Source organism: Flavobacterium sp. GP15 (assembly GCF_014281985.1).
Lineage (GTDB): Bacteria > Bacteroidota > Bacteroidia > Flavobacteriales > Flavobacteriaceae > Flavobacterium > Flavobacterium pygoscelis.
Genome location: NZ_JACFTC010000001.1, coordinates 220,144 through 240,811 on the forward strand (window position 1 = coordinate 220,144; position 20,668 = coordinate 240,811).

Annotated in this window: 13 protein-coding genes and 1 tRNA gene; 4 read left to right on the forward strand and 10 right to left on the reverse strand. The window is 32.7% G+C overall.

Annotated features, from left to right (window positions below; genetic code table 11):
* Positions 1–8: 8 nt before the first annotated feature.
* From H2650_RS00995 to H2650_RS01020, 6 genes are read right to left on the reverse strand one after another with little or no spacing between them, the layout of a single operon-like run.
* Positions 9–1,481 carry a quinol:cytochrome C oxidoreductase gene (locus tag H2650_RS00995; RefSeq protein WP_188048893.1) on the reverse strand — a complete coding sequence of 491 codons (1,473 nt, stop codon included), beginning with the start codon at positions 1,479–1,481 and terminating at the stop codon, positions 9–11.
* Between the two features lie 27 nt (positions 1,482–1,508).
* Positions 1,509–2,054: a cytochrome c gene (locus H2650_RS01000; protein ID WP_188048894.1), complete on the reverse strand. Its 546-nt coding sequence runs from the start codon at positions 2,052–2,054 to the stop codon at positions 1,509–1,511.
* A gap of 7 nt (positions 2,055–2,061) precedes the next feature.
* On the reverse strand, positions 2,062–2,586 hold the full coding sequence (locus tag H2650_RS01005) for a DUF3341 domain-containing protein (RefSeq protein WP_188048895.1): 525 nt from the start codon (positions 2,584–2,586) through the stop codon (positions 2,062–2,064).
* Positions 2,579–3,982 carry an NrfD/PsrC family molybdoenzyme membrane anchor subunit gene (nrfD, locus tag H2650_RS01010; protein WP_188048896.1) on the reverse strand — a complete coding sequence of 468 codons (1,404 nt, stop codon included), beginning with the start codon at positions 3,980–3,982 and terminating at the stop codon, positions 2,579–2,581. Before nrfD ends, H2650_RS01005 begins: the two co-directional genes overlap by 8 nt.
* Positions 3,983–4,019: 37 nt before the next feature.
* Complete coding sequence (locus H2650_RS01015) at positions 4,020–7,076, reverse strand: TAT-variant-translocated molybdopterin oxidoreductase (RefSeq protein ID WP_188048897.1); 3,057 nt, start codon at positions 7,074–7,076, stop codon at positions 4,020–4,022.
* A 29-nt stretch (positions 7,077–7,105) separates the two neighbouring features.
* Entirely contained in the window at positions 7,106–8,413 is a 1,308-nt protein-coding gene (locus tag H2650_RS01020) for a c-type cytochrome (protein WP_188048898.1), read from the reverse strand.
* Between the two features lie 215 nt (positions 8,414–8,628).
* Here H2650_RS01020 and H2650_RS01025 point away from each other — a divergent pair, with 215 nt between their 5' ends.
* The gene (locus tag H2650_RS01025) at positions 8,629–9,018 is read left to right on the forward strand and encodes an SPOR domain-containing protein (protein ID WP_188048899.1); all 390 of its coding nucleotides are present in this window, start codon (positions 8,629–8,631) and stop codon (positions 9,016–9,018) included.
* Positions 9,019–10,393: 1,375 nt separating this feature from the next.
* On the opposite strand, the gene infB is transcribed toward H2650_RS01025, so the two are convergent.
* From infB to rimP, 3 genes are all read right to left on the reverse strand, one after another.
* On the reverse strand, positions 10,394–13,306 hold the full coding sequence (gene infB / locus H2650_RS01030; RefSeq protein ID WP_188048900.1) for a translation initiation factor IF-2: 2,913 nt from the start codon (positions 13,304–13,306) through the stop codon (positions 10,394–10,396).
* A gap of 112 nt (positions 13,307–13,418) precedes the next feature.
* Positions 13,419–14,672 (reverse strand): transcription termination factor NusA, encoded by a 1,254-nt coding sequence (nusA, locus tag H2650_RS01035; protein ID WP_188048901.1) that lies wholly within the window; start codon positions 14,670–14,672, stop codon positions 13,419–13,421.
* A gap of 13 nt (positions 14,673–14,685) precedes the next feature.
* Positions 14,686–15,150 carry a ribosome assembly cofactor RimP gene (gene rimP, locus H2650_RS01040; protein ID WP_188048902.1) on the reverse strand — a complete coding sequence of 155 codons (465 nt, stop codon included), beginning with the start codon at positions 15,148–15,150 and terminating at the stop codon, positions 14,686–14,688.
* A 178-nt stretch (positions 15,151–15,328) separates the two neighbouring features.
* On the opposite strand from rimP, the gene H2650_RS01045 reads away from it, so the two are divergent.
* The gene (locus H2650_RS01045) at positions 15,329–16,153 is read left to right on the forward strand and encodes a universal stress protein (protein ID WP_188048903.1); all 825 of its coding nucleotides are present in this window, start codon (positions 15,329–15,331) and stop codon (positions 16,151–16,153) included.
* 119 nt (positions 16,154–16,272) lie between these two features.
* Here H2650_RS01045 and H2650_RS01050 read toward each other — a convergent pair.
* Positions 16,273–16,343, reverse strand: a tRNA-Gln gene (locus H2650_RS01050).
* Between the two features lie 236 nt (positions 16,344–16,579).
* Between H2650_RS01050 and H2650_RS01055 the strand changes: the two genes are divergently transcribed.
* On the forward strand, positions 16,580–19,891 hold the full coding sequence (locus H2650_RS01055) for a DUF2723 domain-containing protein (protein WP_188048904.1): 3,312 nt from the start codon (positions 16,580–16,582) through the stop codon (positions 19,889–19,891).
* Positions 19,892–20,017: 126 nt separating this feature from the next.
* The gene (locus H2650_RS01060) at positions 20,018–20,665 is read left to right on the forward strand and encodes a polysaccharide deacetylase family protein (RefSeq protein ID WP_188048905.1); all 648 of its coding nucleotides are present in this window, start codon (positions 20,018–20,020) and stop codon (positions 20,663–20,665) included.
* Positions 20,666–20,668: the final 3 nt, after the last annotated feature.

Genomic DNA, 20,668 nt, shown 5'->3' on the forward strand with positions numbered 1-20,668 from the left:
TTTAAATATTAATAATGGAAATGTTTACTTTCATCGATGAAAGGATTTCTTTTTGGCAACAATGGTGATTTAGATAATGCTGTAAAAACAACAAAGATAAATAAACCAAGGAAGAAAAGAACAGAAGCAATCTCAGAAACTCCAATAAACCATCTGTCACCTACTGTTCCAGGCATAATCATAAGGAAGAAATCAAGATAATGACCTGCTAAAATTACAACACCAGCCATAACTAAAACCCATGTAATTCGTTTAAAATCAGTGTTAATAAGAATCAACAAAGGGAATAAAAAGTTCATCACAACAGCTCCAAAGAATGGAAGATTGTATAATTCGATTCTAGTTATAAAATAAGTAACCTCCTCAGGTATATTAGCATACCATATCAAAACGAATTGTGAAAACCATAAATAAGTCCAAAACACACTAAATCCAAACATAAATTTAGCTAAATCATGAATATGACTTGTATTTACATGCTCTAAAAGACCTTTTGATTTTAAATACAAAGTCACTAATGCTATAATGGTGATACCACTTACAAAGAAACTTGAGAAAACATACCATCCAAACAAAGTACTAAACCAGTGTGGATCAATAGACATAATCCAATCCCATGACATAATAGATTCAGTTACTATAAAGAAAACTAAAAATATTGCTGATATATTAAAATTCTTTTTGTAATTAAGATTATCATTTGACTCATCTTGAGCTAAACAATTTTTTCTTGAAAAGTATTGATATAAATTCCATCCAACCAAAAACACTGCAGCTCTAATAATCCAAAAAGGAAAATTTAAGTAACCCGTTTTATTAGCAATTAATTTATCTGCAGCAACTACTTCAGGATCCAACCATATAAAAAGATGATTTAAGTGCAAACCTGATAATAATAAAACTATAAAGAAAATAACAGAACCTACAGGCAAATATGAAGTTATACCTTGCATCACTCTGAATAATACAGGAGACCAACCAGCTTGAGATACTTGTTGAATAGCGTAAAAAGCTAAAACACCTAGAGAAACTAGCATAAAAAAGATACAAGCAACATAAAAAGCTGCCCATGGCTTATTTTGTAATTGATGTAAAACATGATTTAAATGTTCTGCATGCTCTTTTTCTTCACTAACTACATGAGTCTCTCTCTTAATATTAGAATCAGCTTGAATAGCTTCAGCCTCAACTTTAACCTGAGTGCTATCATCAACAACAGCAGCAGTTCCTAAGGCTGTATTAGCCACTTTATCATCTGCTAAAACTAGCTTTTCAGTACTAGCTTTTTCATGTGAAGCATCAGTTGATTTAGACTCTTCATGTTTTGCTTCACCATGGCCACCATGACTTTCCGCTGCGAGAATTTTTTCAACTTCTTGAATATCTTTGGGTGCAGTATAAAAACCATATCCAATTCCTAACGCACCTACGGCCATCAAGATGAATGAAAAAGTTTTTAGTTTACTTGAAAATGTATACATATCTATTACGATCAGTTTGTTCAACAATTATAATTCGCTTTTTAGTTTTAGAACATAGTCAGCAACTAACCAACGTTCTTGGGGATTCAATTGATTGGCATGTGAACCCATCGAATTCAAACCATAAGTTATAACATGATAAATACTTCCACCAGTTATCACTCTATCTGCATAGCTAGGAACACCTAGAAACTTTTCTCTTTCTACCAATTTACCTTTTCCATTTCCTGAAGAACCATGACAAGAAATACAGTAAATATCAAAAAGCTCTTTTCCTTTTTCAAGGTTTTGAACAGAAGAATCAAGTGGAGATTTAAGATTAGCTTTTGCTAATTCATAACCAGCTGTAGTGTTCTCATACTCATAAGGCTCAAAGCCTCGGTTAATTGAACCTTCAGCAGGCAATTGTCCTTCTTTACCATCTTTAAATGCATTCGACTCAGAGTAAGTTTCATAACCTACTGATTCGTACATATTTGGAAAATATTGATAGTTTGGTGCCGTAGTATTATGGCAAGATGAAACTAAAATAGTTATACCAAATAAAAGTGTTATTTTATATACGCTTTTCATATCTAATTTAATGCTTATCTATTACTTTAACTTCTACAGCTCCTGTGTTTTGAAAAAAAGAAATCAATTCTTCTTCATTATCCCTTACAGCAACTTCCATTAAAAAATGGTCATCTGTAGTTCTTACATCTGGATTTTCAGCTTCTTTAAATGGCCATAATCTACTTCTCATATAAAAAGTAATAACCATTAAATGCGCAGCAAAGAATACAGTAAGTTCAAACATAATTGGAACAAAAGCAGGCATGTTTTCAATGTAACTAAAACTTGGTTTACCACCAATATCTTGTGGCCAATCTTGAATCATTATATAGTTCATCATCCAAGTGGCAAATGAAATACCTACACAACCATAAAGAAACGAACAAATCGCTAATCTCGTAGGTGCAAGTCCCATTGCTTTATCCAAACCGTGTACTGGGAATGGAGTAAAAACTTCTTCAATATGATGATGAGCTGCTCTGGTTTTTTTTACCGCATCCATCAAAATATCATCGTCATTATAAATGGCGTATATTACTTTATTACTCATGGTGTGAATCTTTATTTGCTTCTCTTTCTCTTTTATAATTATCTCCAGTTCCTTTAAGAATTGTTTTTACTTCAGCTTGAGCGATCACAGGGAACGTTCTAGAGTATAATAAAAATAATACGAAGAAGAAACCTATTGTTCCAATGAATGTTCCAATATCAACAAAAGTTGGTGAAAACATCGTCCAAGAAGAAGGTAAGTAATCTCTATGTAACGAAGTTACGATAATTACAAATCTCTCAAACCACATTCCTATATTTACAACTATTGAAATTATAAATGAAAACATAATACTAGTTCTTAATTTTTTGAACCACATGAACTGAGGAGAAAAAACATTACAAGTCATCATTGACCAATAAGCCCACCAGTAAGGTCCTGTTGCTCTGTTAAGAAATGCATATTGTTCATATTCTACACCAGAATACCAAGCAACAAACAATTCAGTAATATAGGCAACACCAACAATAGATCCTGTAATCATGATTACAATATTCATCAATTCAATATGTTGAACTGTGATATAGGCTTCAAGATTAGATACTTTTCTCATAATAATAAGCAAGGTATTCACCATTGCAAAACCAGAGAAAACTGCACCAGCAACAAAATATGGAGGAAATATGGTAGTATGCCATCCTGGTATTACTGATGTTGCAAAGTCCATCGATACAATTGTGTGTACTGAAAGTACAAGTGGAGTAGCTAAACCTGCTAGAACCAAAGATACCTCTTCGAAACGTTGCCAATCTTTAGCTCTACCGCTCCAACCAAAACTTAATATTGAATATACTCTTTTGTTAAAAGGAGTTATAGCTCTATCACGCAACATAGCAAAATCAGGTAACAAACCAGTCCACCAGAAAACTAATGAAACTGATAAATAAGTTGAAATTGCAAATACGTCCCAAAGCAATGGAGAGTTAAAATTCACCCATAATGAACCAAATTGATTCGGAATTGGTAATACCCAATAAGCTAACCATGGACGACCCATGTGAATAATTGGGAATAAACCTGCTTGAATAACAGAGAAAATTGTCATTGCTTCTGCAGAACGGTTAATTGCCATTCTCCATCTTTGACGGAAAAGTAATAATACAGCAGAAATTAAAGTTCCTGCGTGACCAATACCAACCCACCAAACAAAGTTCGTGATATCCCAAGCCCATCCAACAGTTTTATTTAATCCCCATGTACCAATCCCTGTAGACACGGTGTATATAATACAGCCTAATCCCCAAAGGAAGGCTATTAATGCGATTGAAAATACAATCCACCAATGTTTGTTTGCTTTACCTTCAACAGGTGCTGCTACATCTACAGTTACATCGTGATAAGTTTTATCACCTATAACTAAGGGTTTTCTAATGGTTGCTTCGTAGTGAGACGACATAATCCTTTATATTGATTCTTAATTAATTTATTTTGTACTAGGTATTTCTAACTTTAACGTGATAAATCACATTTGGTTTTGTTCCAACATGTTCTAACAAGTGATACATTCTTTCATCAGCTGCTAATTTTGTAATCTCAGCCTCTGAATCATTTACATCACCAAATTTCATTGCTCCTGTAGAACAAGCATTTGAACACGCCGTTTGGAATTCACCATCAACAACAACTCTTCCTTCTCTTTTTGCTTTTAAAATAGTCGCTTGTGTCATTTGAATACACATAGAACATTTTTCCATAACTCCACGAGAACGAACATTAACATCTGGGTTTAAAACCATACGTCCTAAATCGTCATTCATATTATAATCGAATTCACTGTTTTTGTTGTACAAGAACCAGTTAAAACGACGCACTTTATAAGGACAGTTATTCGCACAGTAACGCGTACCAACACATCTATTATAAGCCATTTGATTTTGACCTTGACGCCCGTGAGAAGTTGCCGCAACAGGACAAACTGTTTCACAAGGTGCATGATTACAATGCTGACACATTACAGGTTGGAAAGAAACTTGAGGATTATCTCCTGCTTTCTCCATTTCATTAAATGTAGATAAAGAACTAGACAAACCAGCTATGTTATCTTTTCTTTCATTGTCACCAGCAAAAGTGCTTTCAGAAGAATAATATCTATCAATACGCAACCAGTGCATATCACGACTTCTTCTAACTTCAGATTTACCAACAACAGGAACGTTATTTTCAGCATGACAAGCAATTACACAAGCCCCACATCCAGTACAAGCATTTAAATCAATTGAAAGATTAAAATGGTGTCCTGTTGAACGATCGAAAGAAGTCCATAAATCTACCTTAGTTGCTTCTACTTCTTTATGATCCAACGAAACCATTGGTTGTTCATTCCAAATTTTAGCATCTTTAGTATTAAAGATCTCTAAAGTAGTTTCCTTAATAATATCACCTCTTCCCATTAATGTCTTCTGACCTTGAACACAAGCAAACTCATGTTCTCCTCCAGATTTTGTTAATGTAATTGATTGCACATTATTGAAACCTTTATATAAAGTGTAGGCATTTAAACCTACCATCATTTCTTCTTTTAAAGCCGCTTTACGACCATAACCTAATGCTAATCCAACAGTTCCTACAGCTTGACCTGGCTGAACAATTACAGGAACGTTTTCTAACTTCAACCCATCTGCAGTCGTGATCGTAGCATAACTACCGTTTAAACCACCATTTGCAACAATCTCATTAGATAATTCATATTTCTTAGCATCTGCGTTCGAAACAGTAACATAATTATCCCATGAAACTCTAGTGATAGGATCCGGAAACTCTTGCAACCATGGGTTGTTAGCTTGCTGACCATCACCCATACCCGTTTTAGTATACAATACTAACTCTAGACCTTGAGCAGCCTTAGACTGAGACAAAGCACTAGCAGCAGCTTTAAAGTCAACTGAAGCAGCAGAAACACTTGGCACTGCCCCAACAAAAATACCATCATGTAAAACTTTGTTCCATGAAGAACCAGTAATTATTGAAGCTGCATTTCCTTTAACATAATCATAGTAAGAACCAGGAATACCGTTTAAAGATAAAAGCACTTCTTGAAATTGTTTTGTATCAAAAAGAGGGCGAATTGTTGGTTGCGTTATTCCATAAGTACCTTTTGTAATACTTACATCATTCCACGATTCCAAATAATGAGGAACAGCAGCAGCAATCTTACTTAACAAAGCAGTTTCATCTTCTTTTAAAGAAAAAGCTACTGATGTTTTAACCTTCTTTAATCCTTCAACAAAAGAAGCACTATCTGCTAAAGTATATACAGGATTCACACCACTCATAATCAAAGTATGAACGCTACCAGCTTTCATATCAGAAATTAATTGAGTAAGTTTTGCATTCGATCCTTTTCTTATCTGTCTAACTCCTGAAGTATTAAAAGCTTCACTTGCTAACATTTGATTAATGCCTAAAACTAATAATTGAGCATTTTTATCTTGAATACCAGAAACTAACAATCCCTTAGAACCAGCTGCTTTTAATTGCTGAGCTGCTTTTGTTACTTCTGATTTAAAGGCAGCATCTAAACTTACCCCTATAGAAGAACCTGTTATTACATTATATATATGAACTAAAGCTTGTTTTTGATTTGCAGTTGACATAGCAACACGCTTATCAGCAGCAGCTCCAGACAAAGTCATATTCGACTCTAATTGAAAGTGACGTGACATTTTACCCGCTTTAGGAATTCTTCCTTTAGCATAGCCAGCATCATATCCTCCACCTTGCCAATCACCTAAGAAATCAGCTCCAACAGAAACAATCAATGACGCTTTAGAAAAGTCATAATCTACTAAAGCTCTTTCTCCGTAAACCGATTCAAAAGCATCTAACGCTTCAGATTCAGAAACCGCATCATAAATAACATGTTTTGCGGCTGTATTTTTACTTAAAAATTCAGCAATAAGTTTTTCAGTAGATGGACTTGCTAACGTATTAGTTAACAAAACAACCTGACCTCCTTTTGCAGCAGCATCAGCTAAACTTGCTTTTAACTCAGAATCAACAGTAGCCCAAGTTGAATTTTTACCTTCAATTTTTGGCTCTTTCAAACGCATACTGTCATACAATGACAAAATAGACGCATGGATTCTAGCATTAGCACTAAAATTAGCTCCAGCAATTTTATTATTATCTATTTTAATAGGACGTCCTTCGCGAGTCTTTACTAAAAGATTAGCAAAATCAAATCCGTCAAAAACAGAAGTTGCATAATAATCAGCTACTCCAGGAATAATTTGCTCTGGCTGAAGAACGTAAGGTATTGATTTGTTTACAGGACCCTCGCAAGCTGCAAGCGTAGCCGCCGCAGTACTAAAACCAACGTACTTTAAAAAATCACGACGTGATGTTGACGAAGATGATAAAGCATCACCGTTTCCTAAAAACTCATCAGTAGGAATTTCTTCAACAAATTCGTTATTTCTAAGCGCCTCAACAATAGAACTATTTTTGTCTAGTTCCTCAACACTTTTCCAGTATTTTTTGTTTGATGACATATATAAATATTAAAATCTTAATAATTTGATTAATAATGGCATTTACCACATTCTAAACCTCCCATTTGAGCTGCAGTTAATTTCTCAACTCCGTATTTTTTAGAAAGCTCAGCGTGAATTTTAGTGTAATATTCATTCCCTTCCATCTTAACGTCAGTTTTTCTATGACAGTCAATACACCAACCCATAGTTAATGGAGCGAATTGTTTTTGTATTTCATATTCTTGAACTGGACCGTGACAAGTTTGACATTCAATTCCAGCAACAGTAACGTGCTGAGAGTGATTAAAATACACGAAATCAGGTAAATTATGAATACGAACCCATTTTACAGGTTGTGTTTTACCAGTATAACTTTGAGTTTCAGAATCCCAACCAACTGCCGTATATAATTTTTGAATCTGTTCATCATAAAAAGCTTTGCTGTACTCAGGAGTAGCAGTAGTTTCTGCAACTTCACCAATTCCTTTATGGCAGTTCATACAAATATTTAAAGAAGGTATACCTGCATTTTTACTTACTCTAGCCGCAGAGTGACAATATTTACAATTAACTTCATTTTCACCAGCATGAATTCTGTGTGAGAAATGAATAGGCTGAATAGGCGCATAATCTTTATCTACACCAATCTGCATCAGAAAACCATAAACAAAATAAGCACTAGCCAACAATAAAAATATTGAAGTTACTAAAACCAAGAATTGATTTTTCGCAAATGCTTTCCATATTGGAGTTGTCGCCGCTTTTGGAGCAACTACAATTCCGTTTGCACTAGCCACTTTAGATAAAACCTTGTTTACCAAAAATAACATCACTACCAAAACAATCATAACAAGTGCCAAAGCACCTAAAATTATATTATTTGAAACTCCACTATCAGAAGCAGCAGTTCCAGGAACAGCTTCTTTTCCTGCAGCAGGAGCGGCAGCCTCAGCTTTAGGCTCAGAGGTATAAGCAATGATATTATCAATATCACCATCAGAAAGTTGTGGAAAAGCAGACATAACCACTTTATTATTCTCTTCGAAAACCTTTACAGCCTGCGCATCTCCCGATTTTATTAAATCAGAACTGTTTCGAACCCACTTATGAAGCCATGAAGCATCATATTTACCTGCAACACCTCTAAGTGCAGGACCTGTAGCTTTTGCATCCAACTTGTGACATGCAGCACAGTTTGCATTAAAAAGCTCTTTTCCCTTAACCGGGTCAGCACTTCCAGAAGTAGCTGAAGCATCAGCTTCTTGAGCAAATGAAGTAAAGGAAATAGTTAACATAAAAGCTATGCTAAAAATTAATTTCCTTGAGATCGAATTACGGTTACCCACCTTTTTCATAAACTATATTGATTATCTAATAAAAATTGGCATAGTTTTTTCTAATTGAATTATAAAAACTAGTCCTTAATTTTAAAACTTCGACAAAAATACGACTTAAGAACTATTCTCAAAACCTTAAAATAGTCTTAATTTCAATTTATATCAATTCTAAATAACATTTACGCTTTGGCATCAATCATTAAATATTATTTTTGCACAAAAACAATCACATTATGAGAATTTTAGCCCTTACGAAAGCCTTTTTTTTAGCTCTAACATTATTTATTTCCTGTTATAACTCAAACGCACAAGCTACAAACATAACTGTAAAACAAGACACTAAATTTGAACAATTGCTAAATGAGAAGAGAAAAACGAATATTTCTAATGCAATAAACGAAAGATACCAAATTCAGATATTTAGTGGCGAAAGCGAAAAAGCAAAAAGCACATTAAATGAATTTAGACAAGAATTTAAAGATATTGATGCAACAATATTTTTCTTTACACCCAATTACAAGGTTTGGGTTGGAAATTTTAAAACAAAAATTGACGCGGAACGCAATTTGATTGAAATTAGAAAAAAATACAATAATGTACATTTGATAAAACCTAACAAATAGCAAAACACCACATTCTTAAAACAAGAAAACCACTCTAAAGAGTGGTTTTCTTGTTTTACATATATTCATTCTTTATAAATTATGGAATTAGAAGTTTAAAAAAAACCACTTTGCAACAAAAAAAAGAATGCAATATTACTTTAATACATCAATTACTAAATTGACTTTTCATACCTACTAAAAACACACTTTAAAGTGGAAATAAGAAAAATAAATAGCTTTACCCAACTACCTATTATTTATCAAGCATGCTATTTTATAACCATTTATTAATCCCCATTTAAAAAGTAAATCCTTTTGATTGAATGACTCTCTTTTGCTAAAAAAATATAAAAATTGGGCACACTAAATTTAAATCAATATTAATGTTTAGTTATTAAAAAAAAATCATTTTAACCTAAAATACTTTTTAGAAAAGCAAATGATAAGTAATGAAACCTAATTGCTTTATTCAAAAAATGAAGAAAACTAAATTACAATACTGATTTCAAAACTCAGTTCCGGTAACACTTTCAAAATAGAAAGAAAACAATAAATCAATTAAGAAAAAAACTATCTTCAATTCATAATCCAATCCGAATTACTTTATACAATGTGAAATAATAATATAAAAAAACTAAAGTGAATTTTTAATTAAAATTTGAGAAGTATTAATCATAAAACTAAAACCACAAATAACTCATCAGCTTTATACTATTTACATTTATTAATAAATTTTAAAAATATAGTCAATCGATAAAAAGTGTTACTTACTAATCATAAACATCGTCTAAATCAATTACTTTTTTAATTGAATTTTTATCTAAGCAAGAAGTAACATTTATAAAAAAAAATAATAGAACAATTAGTCTAAAATAAAATCCCAGTTTTTTAAGTATAAAAAATTGTTAAAAAAATCTGTGTTGTAGATAAAAAAATTCAATCAAAATGTTTAAAAAAAGGTACTATGATATAAAATACAACCCAAATTTTAAAACTTTAGTATCATTCCAATTTAAATATTTACAACTACATATAATTTTATTTTTATTCTTTTTTCGTTAATAGCAATCAAATGACAAAACAAAAAAATTGATGAAATTTGAAATTATTCAGGATAAAATAAAATAGATTTATTAAGTGCTAAAAAAAGCCAATATAATTCTTGTGTGTTCAACATATAAAAGCAGAAACTCACATACTATCATAAATAAAAAAGGAGAGTCATATCTGCATAATAATTTTAGTATTCTAACAGTAAACTTTATAAAAAAGAAAATAAAAAAATTTTAGTTGTTAGTGAAATTTAAAAAATCAAACAAATACATTAACCTATATCGTTAAAAACAAAAAATCCCGACGAATCGGGATTTTTATATAAAAATAGAATGAAATACTATTTCAATTTCTTTTTGATTGCTACTTCATGATATGACTCAATAACATCTCTTTCTTCGATATCATTGTATCCTTTTATTTGAATACCACAGTCATAACCTTTAGCTACATCTTTTACATCATCCTTGAAACGTTTCAATGCTAACAACTCACCTGTGAAGACAACAACGCCTTCTCTAATGATTCGCATTTTAGCATTTTTGACGATTTTACCATCCATAACCATACAACCTGCAATAGAACCTACTTTAGAAATTTTGAATATCTCTCTAATTTCAGCAGTACCCAGAACTTCTTCTTTCATTTCAGGAGCTAACATTCCTTCCATTGCATCTTTTAAGTCATCAATTGCAGCATAGATAATAGAGTAATAACGGATATCGATTTCTTCTTTATCAGCTAATTGTCTAGCATTTCCGGCAGGTCGAACATTAAATCCGATAATAATTGCATCTGATGCAGAAGCTAACATAACGTCAGTCTCTGTAATTGCACCTACCCCTTTATGTATAATATTAATTTGAATTTCTTCAGTAGATAATTTAGAGAACGAATCAGATAATGCTTCAACTGATCCATCAACATCTCCTTTAAGGATAATGTTCAATTCTTTAAATTGACCTAAAGCTATTCTACGTCCAATTTCATCTAAAGTAATATGACGCTGTGTACGTACTGATTGTTCACGCATTAATTGAGAGCGTTTAGAAGCAATTTGTTTCGCTTCTTTTTCTTCTTCAAACACATTGAACTTATCCCCTGCAGTAGCTGCTCCATCAAGACCCAAAACGGATACTGGAGTAGAAGGACCTGCAACAGTTACAATATTACCACGTTCATCATGCATGGCTTTAATTTTACCATGATGTTTACCTGCAAGCATATAATCTCCTACTTTTAAAGTACCATTTTGAACTAAAATTGTAGAAACATATCCTTTTCCTTTATCTAAGAAAGCCTCAACAACTGTTCCTTGTGCTGCTTTATTTGGATTCGACTTCAAATCAAGCAATTCTGCTTCTAACAAAACTTTCTCTAGTAACTCTTTCACACCTGTTCCTACTTTTGCAGAAATATCATGTGATTGAATTTTACCACCCCAGTCCTCAACAAGTAAATTCATACCTGCTAATTTCTCTTTTATTTTCTCAACATTAGAGTTAGGTTTATCAATTTTGTTGATAGCGAAAATTATAGGAACATTTGCTGCTTGAGCGTGGCTAATTGCTTCTTTTGTTTGCGGCATGATGTCATCATCAGCAGCAATTACAATAATAGCAATATCAGTAACTTGAGCTCCACGTGCACGCATCGCGGTAAACGCTTCGTGACCAGGAGTATCTAAGAATGCAATTTTTTGTCCGTTATCTAATGTTACTCCGTAGGCACCAATGTGCTGTGTAATTCCTCCAGATTCTCCTGCAATAACATTTTCCTTACGTATGTAATCTAGTAAAGATGTTTTACCGTGATCGACGTGACCCATCACAGTTACAATAGGCGCTCTAAAAACTAAGTCTTCCTCTCTGTCTTCAACAACTTGAATCGCTTCTTCAATGTCTACCGTAATAAACTCAACTTCGTAACCAAATTCATCAGCTACAATAGTTAATGTTTCAGCATCTAAACGCTGGTTCATGGTAACCATGATTCCAAGTGACATACACGTACCAATAACTTTAGTAATTGGCACATCCATCATAATAGCAATCTCCCCTACAGTAACAAATTCAGTAACTTTAATAGTTTTACTTCCTTCATCAATAGCTCTTTGCTCATCATCTGATTTCTGACGGTGCGTATCTCTTTTATCTCTTCTATATTTAGCCGCTTTAGATTTCCCACCTTTTCCTTGTAGTTTTTCTAAAGTTTCTCTAATTTGATTTTTAACTTCTTCTTCTGTTGGCTCAACTTTAGCAACAATAGCAGGTCTATTTCCTTTTACAAAACCAGGTCTAGCACTTCTATTTGCATTAAAACCACCACCTCCTACATTAGGAGTAATCTTATTAGGATTTGGTGCACCAGGAACTCCAGGAGTCGCAGGTGGTCTAGGAGCACCCGGTTTAGGAGCTATCCTTTTACGTTTATTTTTATTAGCATTTGCTGCTGCAGATCCTGGAGCTCCCGGTTTATTTGGAGTAATCTTAGGCTCTTCTTTTTTCTTTTTTGGCTTGTTGAATTGAGATAAATCAATAATTTGACCTGTCAAAGTAGTACCAGACAATTTTTGATATTGTGTAGTAATTGTTTCATCAACTGGAGCTTCATCAGTTTTTACAACTTCTGCTTTAGCAACTGCTTTTGCTTCAGGAGCAACTTCTTTTGATGCGTCTTCTTTAACCTCTTTAATTTCAACAACAGGTTTTACCTCTTTTTTGTCTGAAGCGTTTTTTTCGCTTAAAGGTTTTTCTTGTACCGGTTTTTCAACTGACACTTTCTCAGGAGTAGCTTCATTCACCGTTTGCTTCACTTCAGGAGCTTTAGCAATTGGAGTTTCTACTTTTTCTACAGCTTTTGCTGGAGAAATAATTGAAGGTTTCTTAGGACTTAAGTCAATCTTTCCTACTTGAACTGGACCTGATATAACCGCTCTCGCTTTTATAACTTCCTGTTGTTTTAGACGATCTTCTTCCGCTCTACGCTTGTCTTCAATTTCTTTTTCACGCTCTAAACGCAAAGCCTCTTTTTCTTTTCTTTTCTCTTCCCCTACTTCTTTAGAAGCTTCTTTATTCCCTTTGTCGCCTGCAAATTCACCGCACAAGACATTGTATACATCATCAGAAATTTTTGTGTTTGGATTTGACTCAATAGCAATTCCTTTATCTTTTAGATAATCCACAGCTCTTTCCAAAGAAATATTCAATTCCCTTAAAACTTTGTTTATTCTAATAATTCTCTCTTCAGACATAAAACCTTTTTATTATTATCTTTTTTGTTATTCCTCGCTTTACTTCTAACCCGATACCTACCGAGCAAGAATTCATTGTAAAGCGGCATGTTTATCGTTGAAGAACTATTGACTAACTGTCAAATTCTTCTTTCAATATTCTCATTACATCTAAAATCGTTTCCTCTTCTAGGTCTGTTCTTCTCACTAAATCATCCACATCTTGTTTCAAAATACTTTTTGCAGTATCCAAACCAATTTTTGCGAATTCTTCAATAACCCAGCTTTCAATTTCATCTGAAAACTCCGTTAATTCAACATCATCCTCATCAGCTGTTGCACCAGCAACATCGCCTTCGCGAATAACATCTAACTCATAACCAGTCAAAAGACCCGCTAATTTTATATTATGCCCACCACGACCAATAGCTTTTGAAACTTCTTCAAGCTTCAAGAAAACTTCTGCTCTTTTTGTTTCCTCATTAATTTTGATAGAAGAAACTTTTGCTGGACTTAATGCTCTAGTAATAAACAATTGAATATTACTTGTATAATTGATAACATCAATATTTTCATTTCCTAATTCACGAACAATTCCATGAATACGAGAACCTTTCATACCAACACAAGCTCCAACAGGATCAATACGATCGTCATAAGAATCTACAGCTACTTTTGCTTTTTCACCTGGGATTCTCACTACTTTCTTCACCATGATCAAACCGTCAAAAACTTCAGGAATTTCTTGTTCAAACAATTTTTCTAAAAACTTCTCTGAAGTTCTAGACATAATAATTTGAGGTTTATTTCCTTTCAATTCGACACTTTCGATAATTCCTCTAACGTTATCTCCTTTGCGGAAAAAATCAGAAGGAATTTGTTTTTCTTTTGGTAAAACGATTTCGTTTCCTTCATCATCAACCAAAATAACTACTCTTGGACGCACATGGTGCACTTCAGCAGTATAAATATCACCTATTAAATCTTTAAATTGCTTGTAAAGATTTGTATTATCGTGTTCATGAATTTTTGAAATTAAGTTTTGGCGCAAAGCTAAAATTGCTCTTCTACCTAAATCAATTAATTTCACTTCTTCGGAAACTTCTTCACCAATTTCAAAATCAGGCTCAATTTTTCTAGCTTCTGTTAAAGTGATTTCAAGATGATCAAAATCTAAGTCTTCATCAGCAACGATAACCCTTCTTTGCCATATCTCCATATCGCCTTTGTCTGGATTGATAATAATATCAAAATTATCATCTGATCCGTATTTTTTCTTCAATGCATTTCTAAATACATCTTCTAAAATTGCCATAAGCGTTACACGATCAATAAGTTTATCATCTTTAAACTCTGAGAATGAATCGATTAATGCTAAGTTTTCCATGCGAATTCTTTAATTAAAATGTTACTGTAACAATTGCTTCTTTAATATTTCCATAAGGCAACTTAAGTTCTTTTTGAACTGTCTCCTTGCCTTTTCCTAACTTTTTAGGCTCTCTTGCTTTCCAAGACAAAACTACAAAATCATCATTAGCATCCACTAATTCAGCTTCAATTATTTCTCCCTCAGTCTTAACAATCAATGTTCGACCTATATTTTTCTTATACTGTCTTACTAGTTTCAGTGGTGATCCAACTCCTACCGAAGCTACTTCTAGAGAATAATCTTGCTCCTCTCGGTCTAAATTATTATCGATAAAACGACTCACATCAATACAATCTTGTAATGCAACTCCATCATCACCATCTAAGTTGACGATTACCTTAAAAGCATCAGTTACCACAAGGTCTATCAAAAATATTGATGGCTTCTCTAAAAGACAATCTACCAATAACGTATTTACTTTTTCTTTAAATGTCATAGTTTTTATAAAAAGAGGGGACATATTAGTCCCCTCATTATCTAGATTTTAATAAATAACGGTGCAAATATAGTGTTTTTTTTTATTAACTAAAATAATCGGTTGCTTTAAAAAAAATCCTTACCTTTATTTACGGAAATAAATAAGTATTTTCTCCATAATTTAACACTTTTTAACTATGAAACGCATTTTAGTCCCAACTGATTTTTCTGAATATGCAGAAAATGCACTAAAGACAGCAGCTTTAATCGCCAAAAAAAACAATTCAGAAATCTATTTGTTGCATTTATTAGATTTACCTAACCAAATGAACGATGCTATTACAGCAGGAAGCAGCATTCCTGAAGTAATGTTGTTTATAAAAAAAGCAAATGAAAAATTACAAAAAATAACTGAGCAACCTTACTTAGACGGACTTACAATTTACACTTCGGTACAGTTTGAAAAGGCGTTTGATGGGATTTTAACATTCAACAAGAAAAATGAAATCGATCTAATCGTAATGGGATCTCATGGAACCTCAGGAATGGAAGAAATACTCATTGGCTCTAATGCCGAAAAAGTAGTAAGAATGTCTGAAGTACCTGTTTTAGTGATAAAAAAAGACGCAAAAGATCTAAAGTTTGAAAACTTCGTATTTGCTTCAGATTTTTCAGAAGAAACCGTAATACCCTTCAAAAAAATGCTAGAATTCACCAAAGCTTTCAACGCAAATTTATCCTTAGTAACAATTTCAACTCCAAACAGCTTTAAAAACACACTAGAAGCGGAGCAAAAAATGAATGAATTCGTTAAAAACTATGAAATAGAAAACTACTCTTTACATTTATTCAATGACAGCAATATCGAAAACGGTATTAAAAATTTCAGCAAAAAAATAAATGCCGATCTAATTGGGATCTGTACCCACGGAAGAACAGGATTGGCACATTTTTTTAACGGAAGTATCAGTGAGGATTTAGTAAATCATATTAGCAAACCTGTTATCACTTTCAAAATTTAAAACTTCATTACAAGCAAAACTTCAAAACTTTAATAAATTAAAAAAAAGCGATTTAAAAAAAAGTAATTGTAGTTGATTAAATTCCATAAAAAAACCCCTCAAATTTGAGGGGTTTTTTGTTGGTCTACTAGGACTCGAACCTAGAAAGACTGCACCAAAAACAGTTGTGTTACCATTACACCATAGACCAGTATTGCGGTTAGCGAGTGCAAATTTAGAATAAATTTTAGTTTGCACAAACTTTTTACAACTTTTTATCAAAAAAAAATCACTTTTTCAAAAATCAATATTGCCAACTCCACGAAAGATATTCATAATCAATGCTTTATTAAAATACATTACTTTTGCAGAAAATTTTGTTAATGACTACCTCTATAAACAAAAAAACATTTTCTTTGTAGCTTACATTTAAATTAAATTTTCGACATGGCTAAAGCAAGTTTCAATTTCAATAAATGGAATACAATCATTGGTTGGTTTACATTTGGAATCGCATTATTAACCTATACTTTGACAGTTGAGCCAACCATGAGTTTTTGGGATTGTGGCGAATACATAGCTACCGCTGCAAAACTAGAGGTAGGACACCCGCCTGGAGCTCCTCTATATCAAATGATTGGTGCTTTTTTCGCAATGTTTGCTACAAGTAGCACAAAAATCGCATTAATGGTCAACATGATGTCAGTTTTCTCTAGTGCCTTTACCATTTTATTCTTGTTTTGGTCTTCGTCAATAATTTTAAGAAAACTTGTTGCTCGTTTTTCTGATTCAAAAAATAACGAAACATTAGAAAATAATACCAATAAAAATAACGATATCGTTGTATTAGGAAGCTCATTTGTTGGAGCTCTAGCGTACACATTCTCAGATAGCTTTTGGTTTAATGCCGTTGAAGCAGAAGTTTATGCAATGGCTTCTTTATTTATTGCATTACTATTCTGGTTAGGTTTAAGATGGGAACAAGATATGAACACACCAAGAGGAAACAGATGGTTGCTACTTATATCTCTTGTAGTTGGACTTTCTTTTGGAGTTCACTTTATGGCTTTGTTAACAATTCCTGCAATTGGATTTCTTTACTTTTTCAAAAATTATAAAGTTGTAACGATTAAAAATTTCATTATTGCAAATATTGTTGTTGTTGGAATCTTACTTTTTATTTTTAAACTGCTATTGCCTTTGACAATGGGATTCTTTGGAGAAACAGAAGTTTTTATGGTTAACAGTTTAGGTTTACCTTTTGATTCTGGAACTCTTTTTGTAGCTATTTTGTTAATTGCCTTGTTTTACTTTGGTTTAAAATACACCAATAAAAAAGGGTTAGTAACTTACAATACTCTTATACTTTGTATCCTTTTTATCTTGATTGGTTTCTCTACTTGGATTATGCTTCCGGTGCGTGCAAATGCAAATACTGTAATTAATGAAAATAAACCTTCGGATGCGCGTGAAGTTCTAGCCTATTATAACAGAGAACAATACGGTGTAAATCCTTTGTTTTACGGACCTCAATACACAGAGAATTTTGCAGGACTTGACAAAAACAACCCTTACCTTGACAAAGCTCCTAACTACGAGAGAGATTATAAAACAGGAAAATATGTTATTGTAAATAATTACAAAAATGCCGGACAAAATTCTGATGATAATCATAAAACATTTTTACCAAGAATGTGGAGTGATGGACATATTGAAAACTACATGAACTTTACCAATCCTCCTACTTTCAGATTTAACCCTGATTATCCGTATGAAGAGGATTTAGCTAAATACGGTATTGATGCTAGCCAATTAAGTGAAGAAGATTACAATAAGGCAATTGCTCAACTGAAACAGGAAACTGAAAAAACGATAAACGAATTTAGACATGCTTATGCCCAAAAACAGATTGACAACGAAGGGTATATCAAATTCCTAAAAAGCTATAGTAATTATTTAATTGTTGATAAGCCTACAACTGTAGACAACCTTGGGTTTATGGTCGAGTATCAATTTGGTTATATGTACTGGAGGTATTTGATGTGGAACTTTGTTGGCCGTCAGAACGACATTCAAGGAAGGTATGATTACTTAGATGGCAACTGGTTAAGCGGGATCTCCTTTATAGATAACTTACATTTAGGAAGTCAAGATAACTTACCGTCTGATGTACTTAATAACAAAGGTCGTAATGTCTATTTCTTTTTACCGTTTATTCTGGGACTTATTGGATTAATGTATCACGCTAACAAAGATTTAAAAAGCTTTTATGTCTTACTCGCTTTATTTCTTTTTACCGGTATAGCATTAAAAATCTACTTAAACGAAAGGCCTTTTGAACCTCGAGAGCGAGATTACGCCTTAGTTGGTTCTTTTTACGTATTTGCGATCTGGATTGGATTTGGAGTTTATGCCTTATATGAAAGTGCGCAAAAATATTTAGCTCCCAAAATAGCAGGTCCGCTGATTATTGTGGCAAGTTTATTAGCCGCTCCAGTACTAATGGCTTCTCAAAACTGGGATGATCACGATCGTTCTGGAAAATATACTGCTACTGCAATTGCAAAAGCATATCTTACTTCTTGTGACCCTAACGCTATATTATTTACAATTGGTGATAATGATACATTTCCTTTATGGTATGCCCAAGAGATAGAAGGAGTTAGAACTGATGTTAAAATAGTAAATACTAGTCTTTTTATGACTGATTGGTATATTGATCAGATGAAGACTAAAACCTACGAAGCAGATCCTTTGCCTATTTCATTTACACACGATCAATATGTAGGTGATAATCTGGATTATGTAGCTTATATTCCTAAGGTACAAAGTCGATGGGATATAAAAGATTTTATGGACTTTATCAAAAATCCAAAATCTACAATTGAAATGCAAAACGGACAAACTATTCATTTTTATCCAACCAATAAAATTAGAATTCCTGTTGATAAAAACATAATTATAAAAAACAAAGTAGTTTCTGCGCAATTCAACGATTCTATTGTTCCTTATATTGATATTGACATTAAAGGAAACGCATTATATAAAAACAGGTTAATGATGCTTGACATTGTAGCCAACAACAATTGGAAAAGACCAATTTATTTTAGCGGTGGTGCTTTTGACAATGAAGATTACATCTGGATGAAGGAATACCTGCAATTAGAAGGAATGGTTTATAAATTAGTACCTGTAAAAACAGCTTTAGCAAAAGATGCTAGTCCACTAGAAATGGGTCAAGTAGATGCTGATAAGATGTACTCTAAAGTAATGGAATGGGATTGGGGAAATAGCGATAGTCCGAAAATATACCATGACCCAGAAACAAGAAAAAATAGTATTAATTATCGCTCTTATCTTTCTAGATTAATGAATCAGCTGATTGTTGAAGGAAAAAAAGATAAAGCTAAAAAAATAATCGATTTGGCTATGACAAAAATGCCTATTGATAATTTTGGATATTATTCCTTAGTCGAACCTTACGCTGGCGGCTATTATAAAATTGGAGAAAAACAAAAAGCACAACAATTACTCCAAAAGCTTATTGGTAAATACCAAGAAAACCTTAATTATTACGGCAAGCTAAAAGCTTCAGAACAAAGTAGTATAGCTACACCAATTATTATTGACATTGAGCGCTACAGAAGTTTATTGCAAGTGATGAAGGAAAATGGAGATTTAGATTTCTACAATAAAAATAAAATTACTTTTAATACTTACATAAAGATGTTCGAGCGTTTTGAACGTGAAAAGGAGTAATTATTTTACATAATTTTAAAATGAGTTAATTAGAAATAAAGGCAACTGCAATCATTTCTAATTAACTCATTTTTATTTTCAGCAAGTCGTTTTATAAATTAATTACTATTTTCTATTATTCTAATTATGAAATTATATTGGATAAAGACACATTGGATAATTAAAAAGCTATTTTCAGAGTTTATTTGGGATAAAACCAATACTAAAAACACAGTTTATCTCACGTTTGATGACGGACCAATTCCTGAAGTTACTCTGTGGGTTCTAGAAAAACTAAAGGAATATAATGCTAAAGCCACTTTTTTTTGCATTGGCGATAATATCGATAAAAATCCAGCGGTATTTAAAAAAATTGAAGACGATAGTCATGGTATAGGAAACCACACCTACAATCATTTGAACGGCTGGAAAACAAAAAACAAAACCTATCTAGATAACATTAAGAAGTGTGAAGAAAAATTGCAACACAGTCTTAAAAAAAAGAAAAAATTACAATCAAAACTCTTTAGGCCGCCTTATGGAAAGCTTAAAATTGCCCAATCTAGAGCGATTAGGCAATTAGGATATAAAATAATAATGTGGGATATATTAAGTGCCGACTTTGATCCATCTATTTCTAAAGAAAAATGTTTAGAAAACGTATTGACCAATATAAAATCAGGTAGCATTATTGTTTTTCATGACAGCGTCAAAGCTTCCAATAATTTAGAATATGCATTACCCAAAACATTGGAATATTTAAAACAAAATAATTTTACTTGTGGTATTTTATAAAAT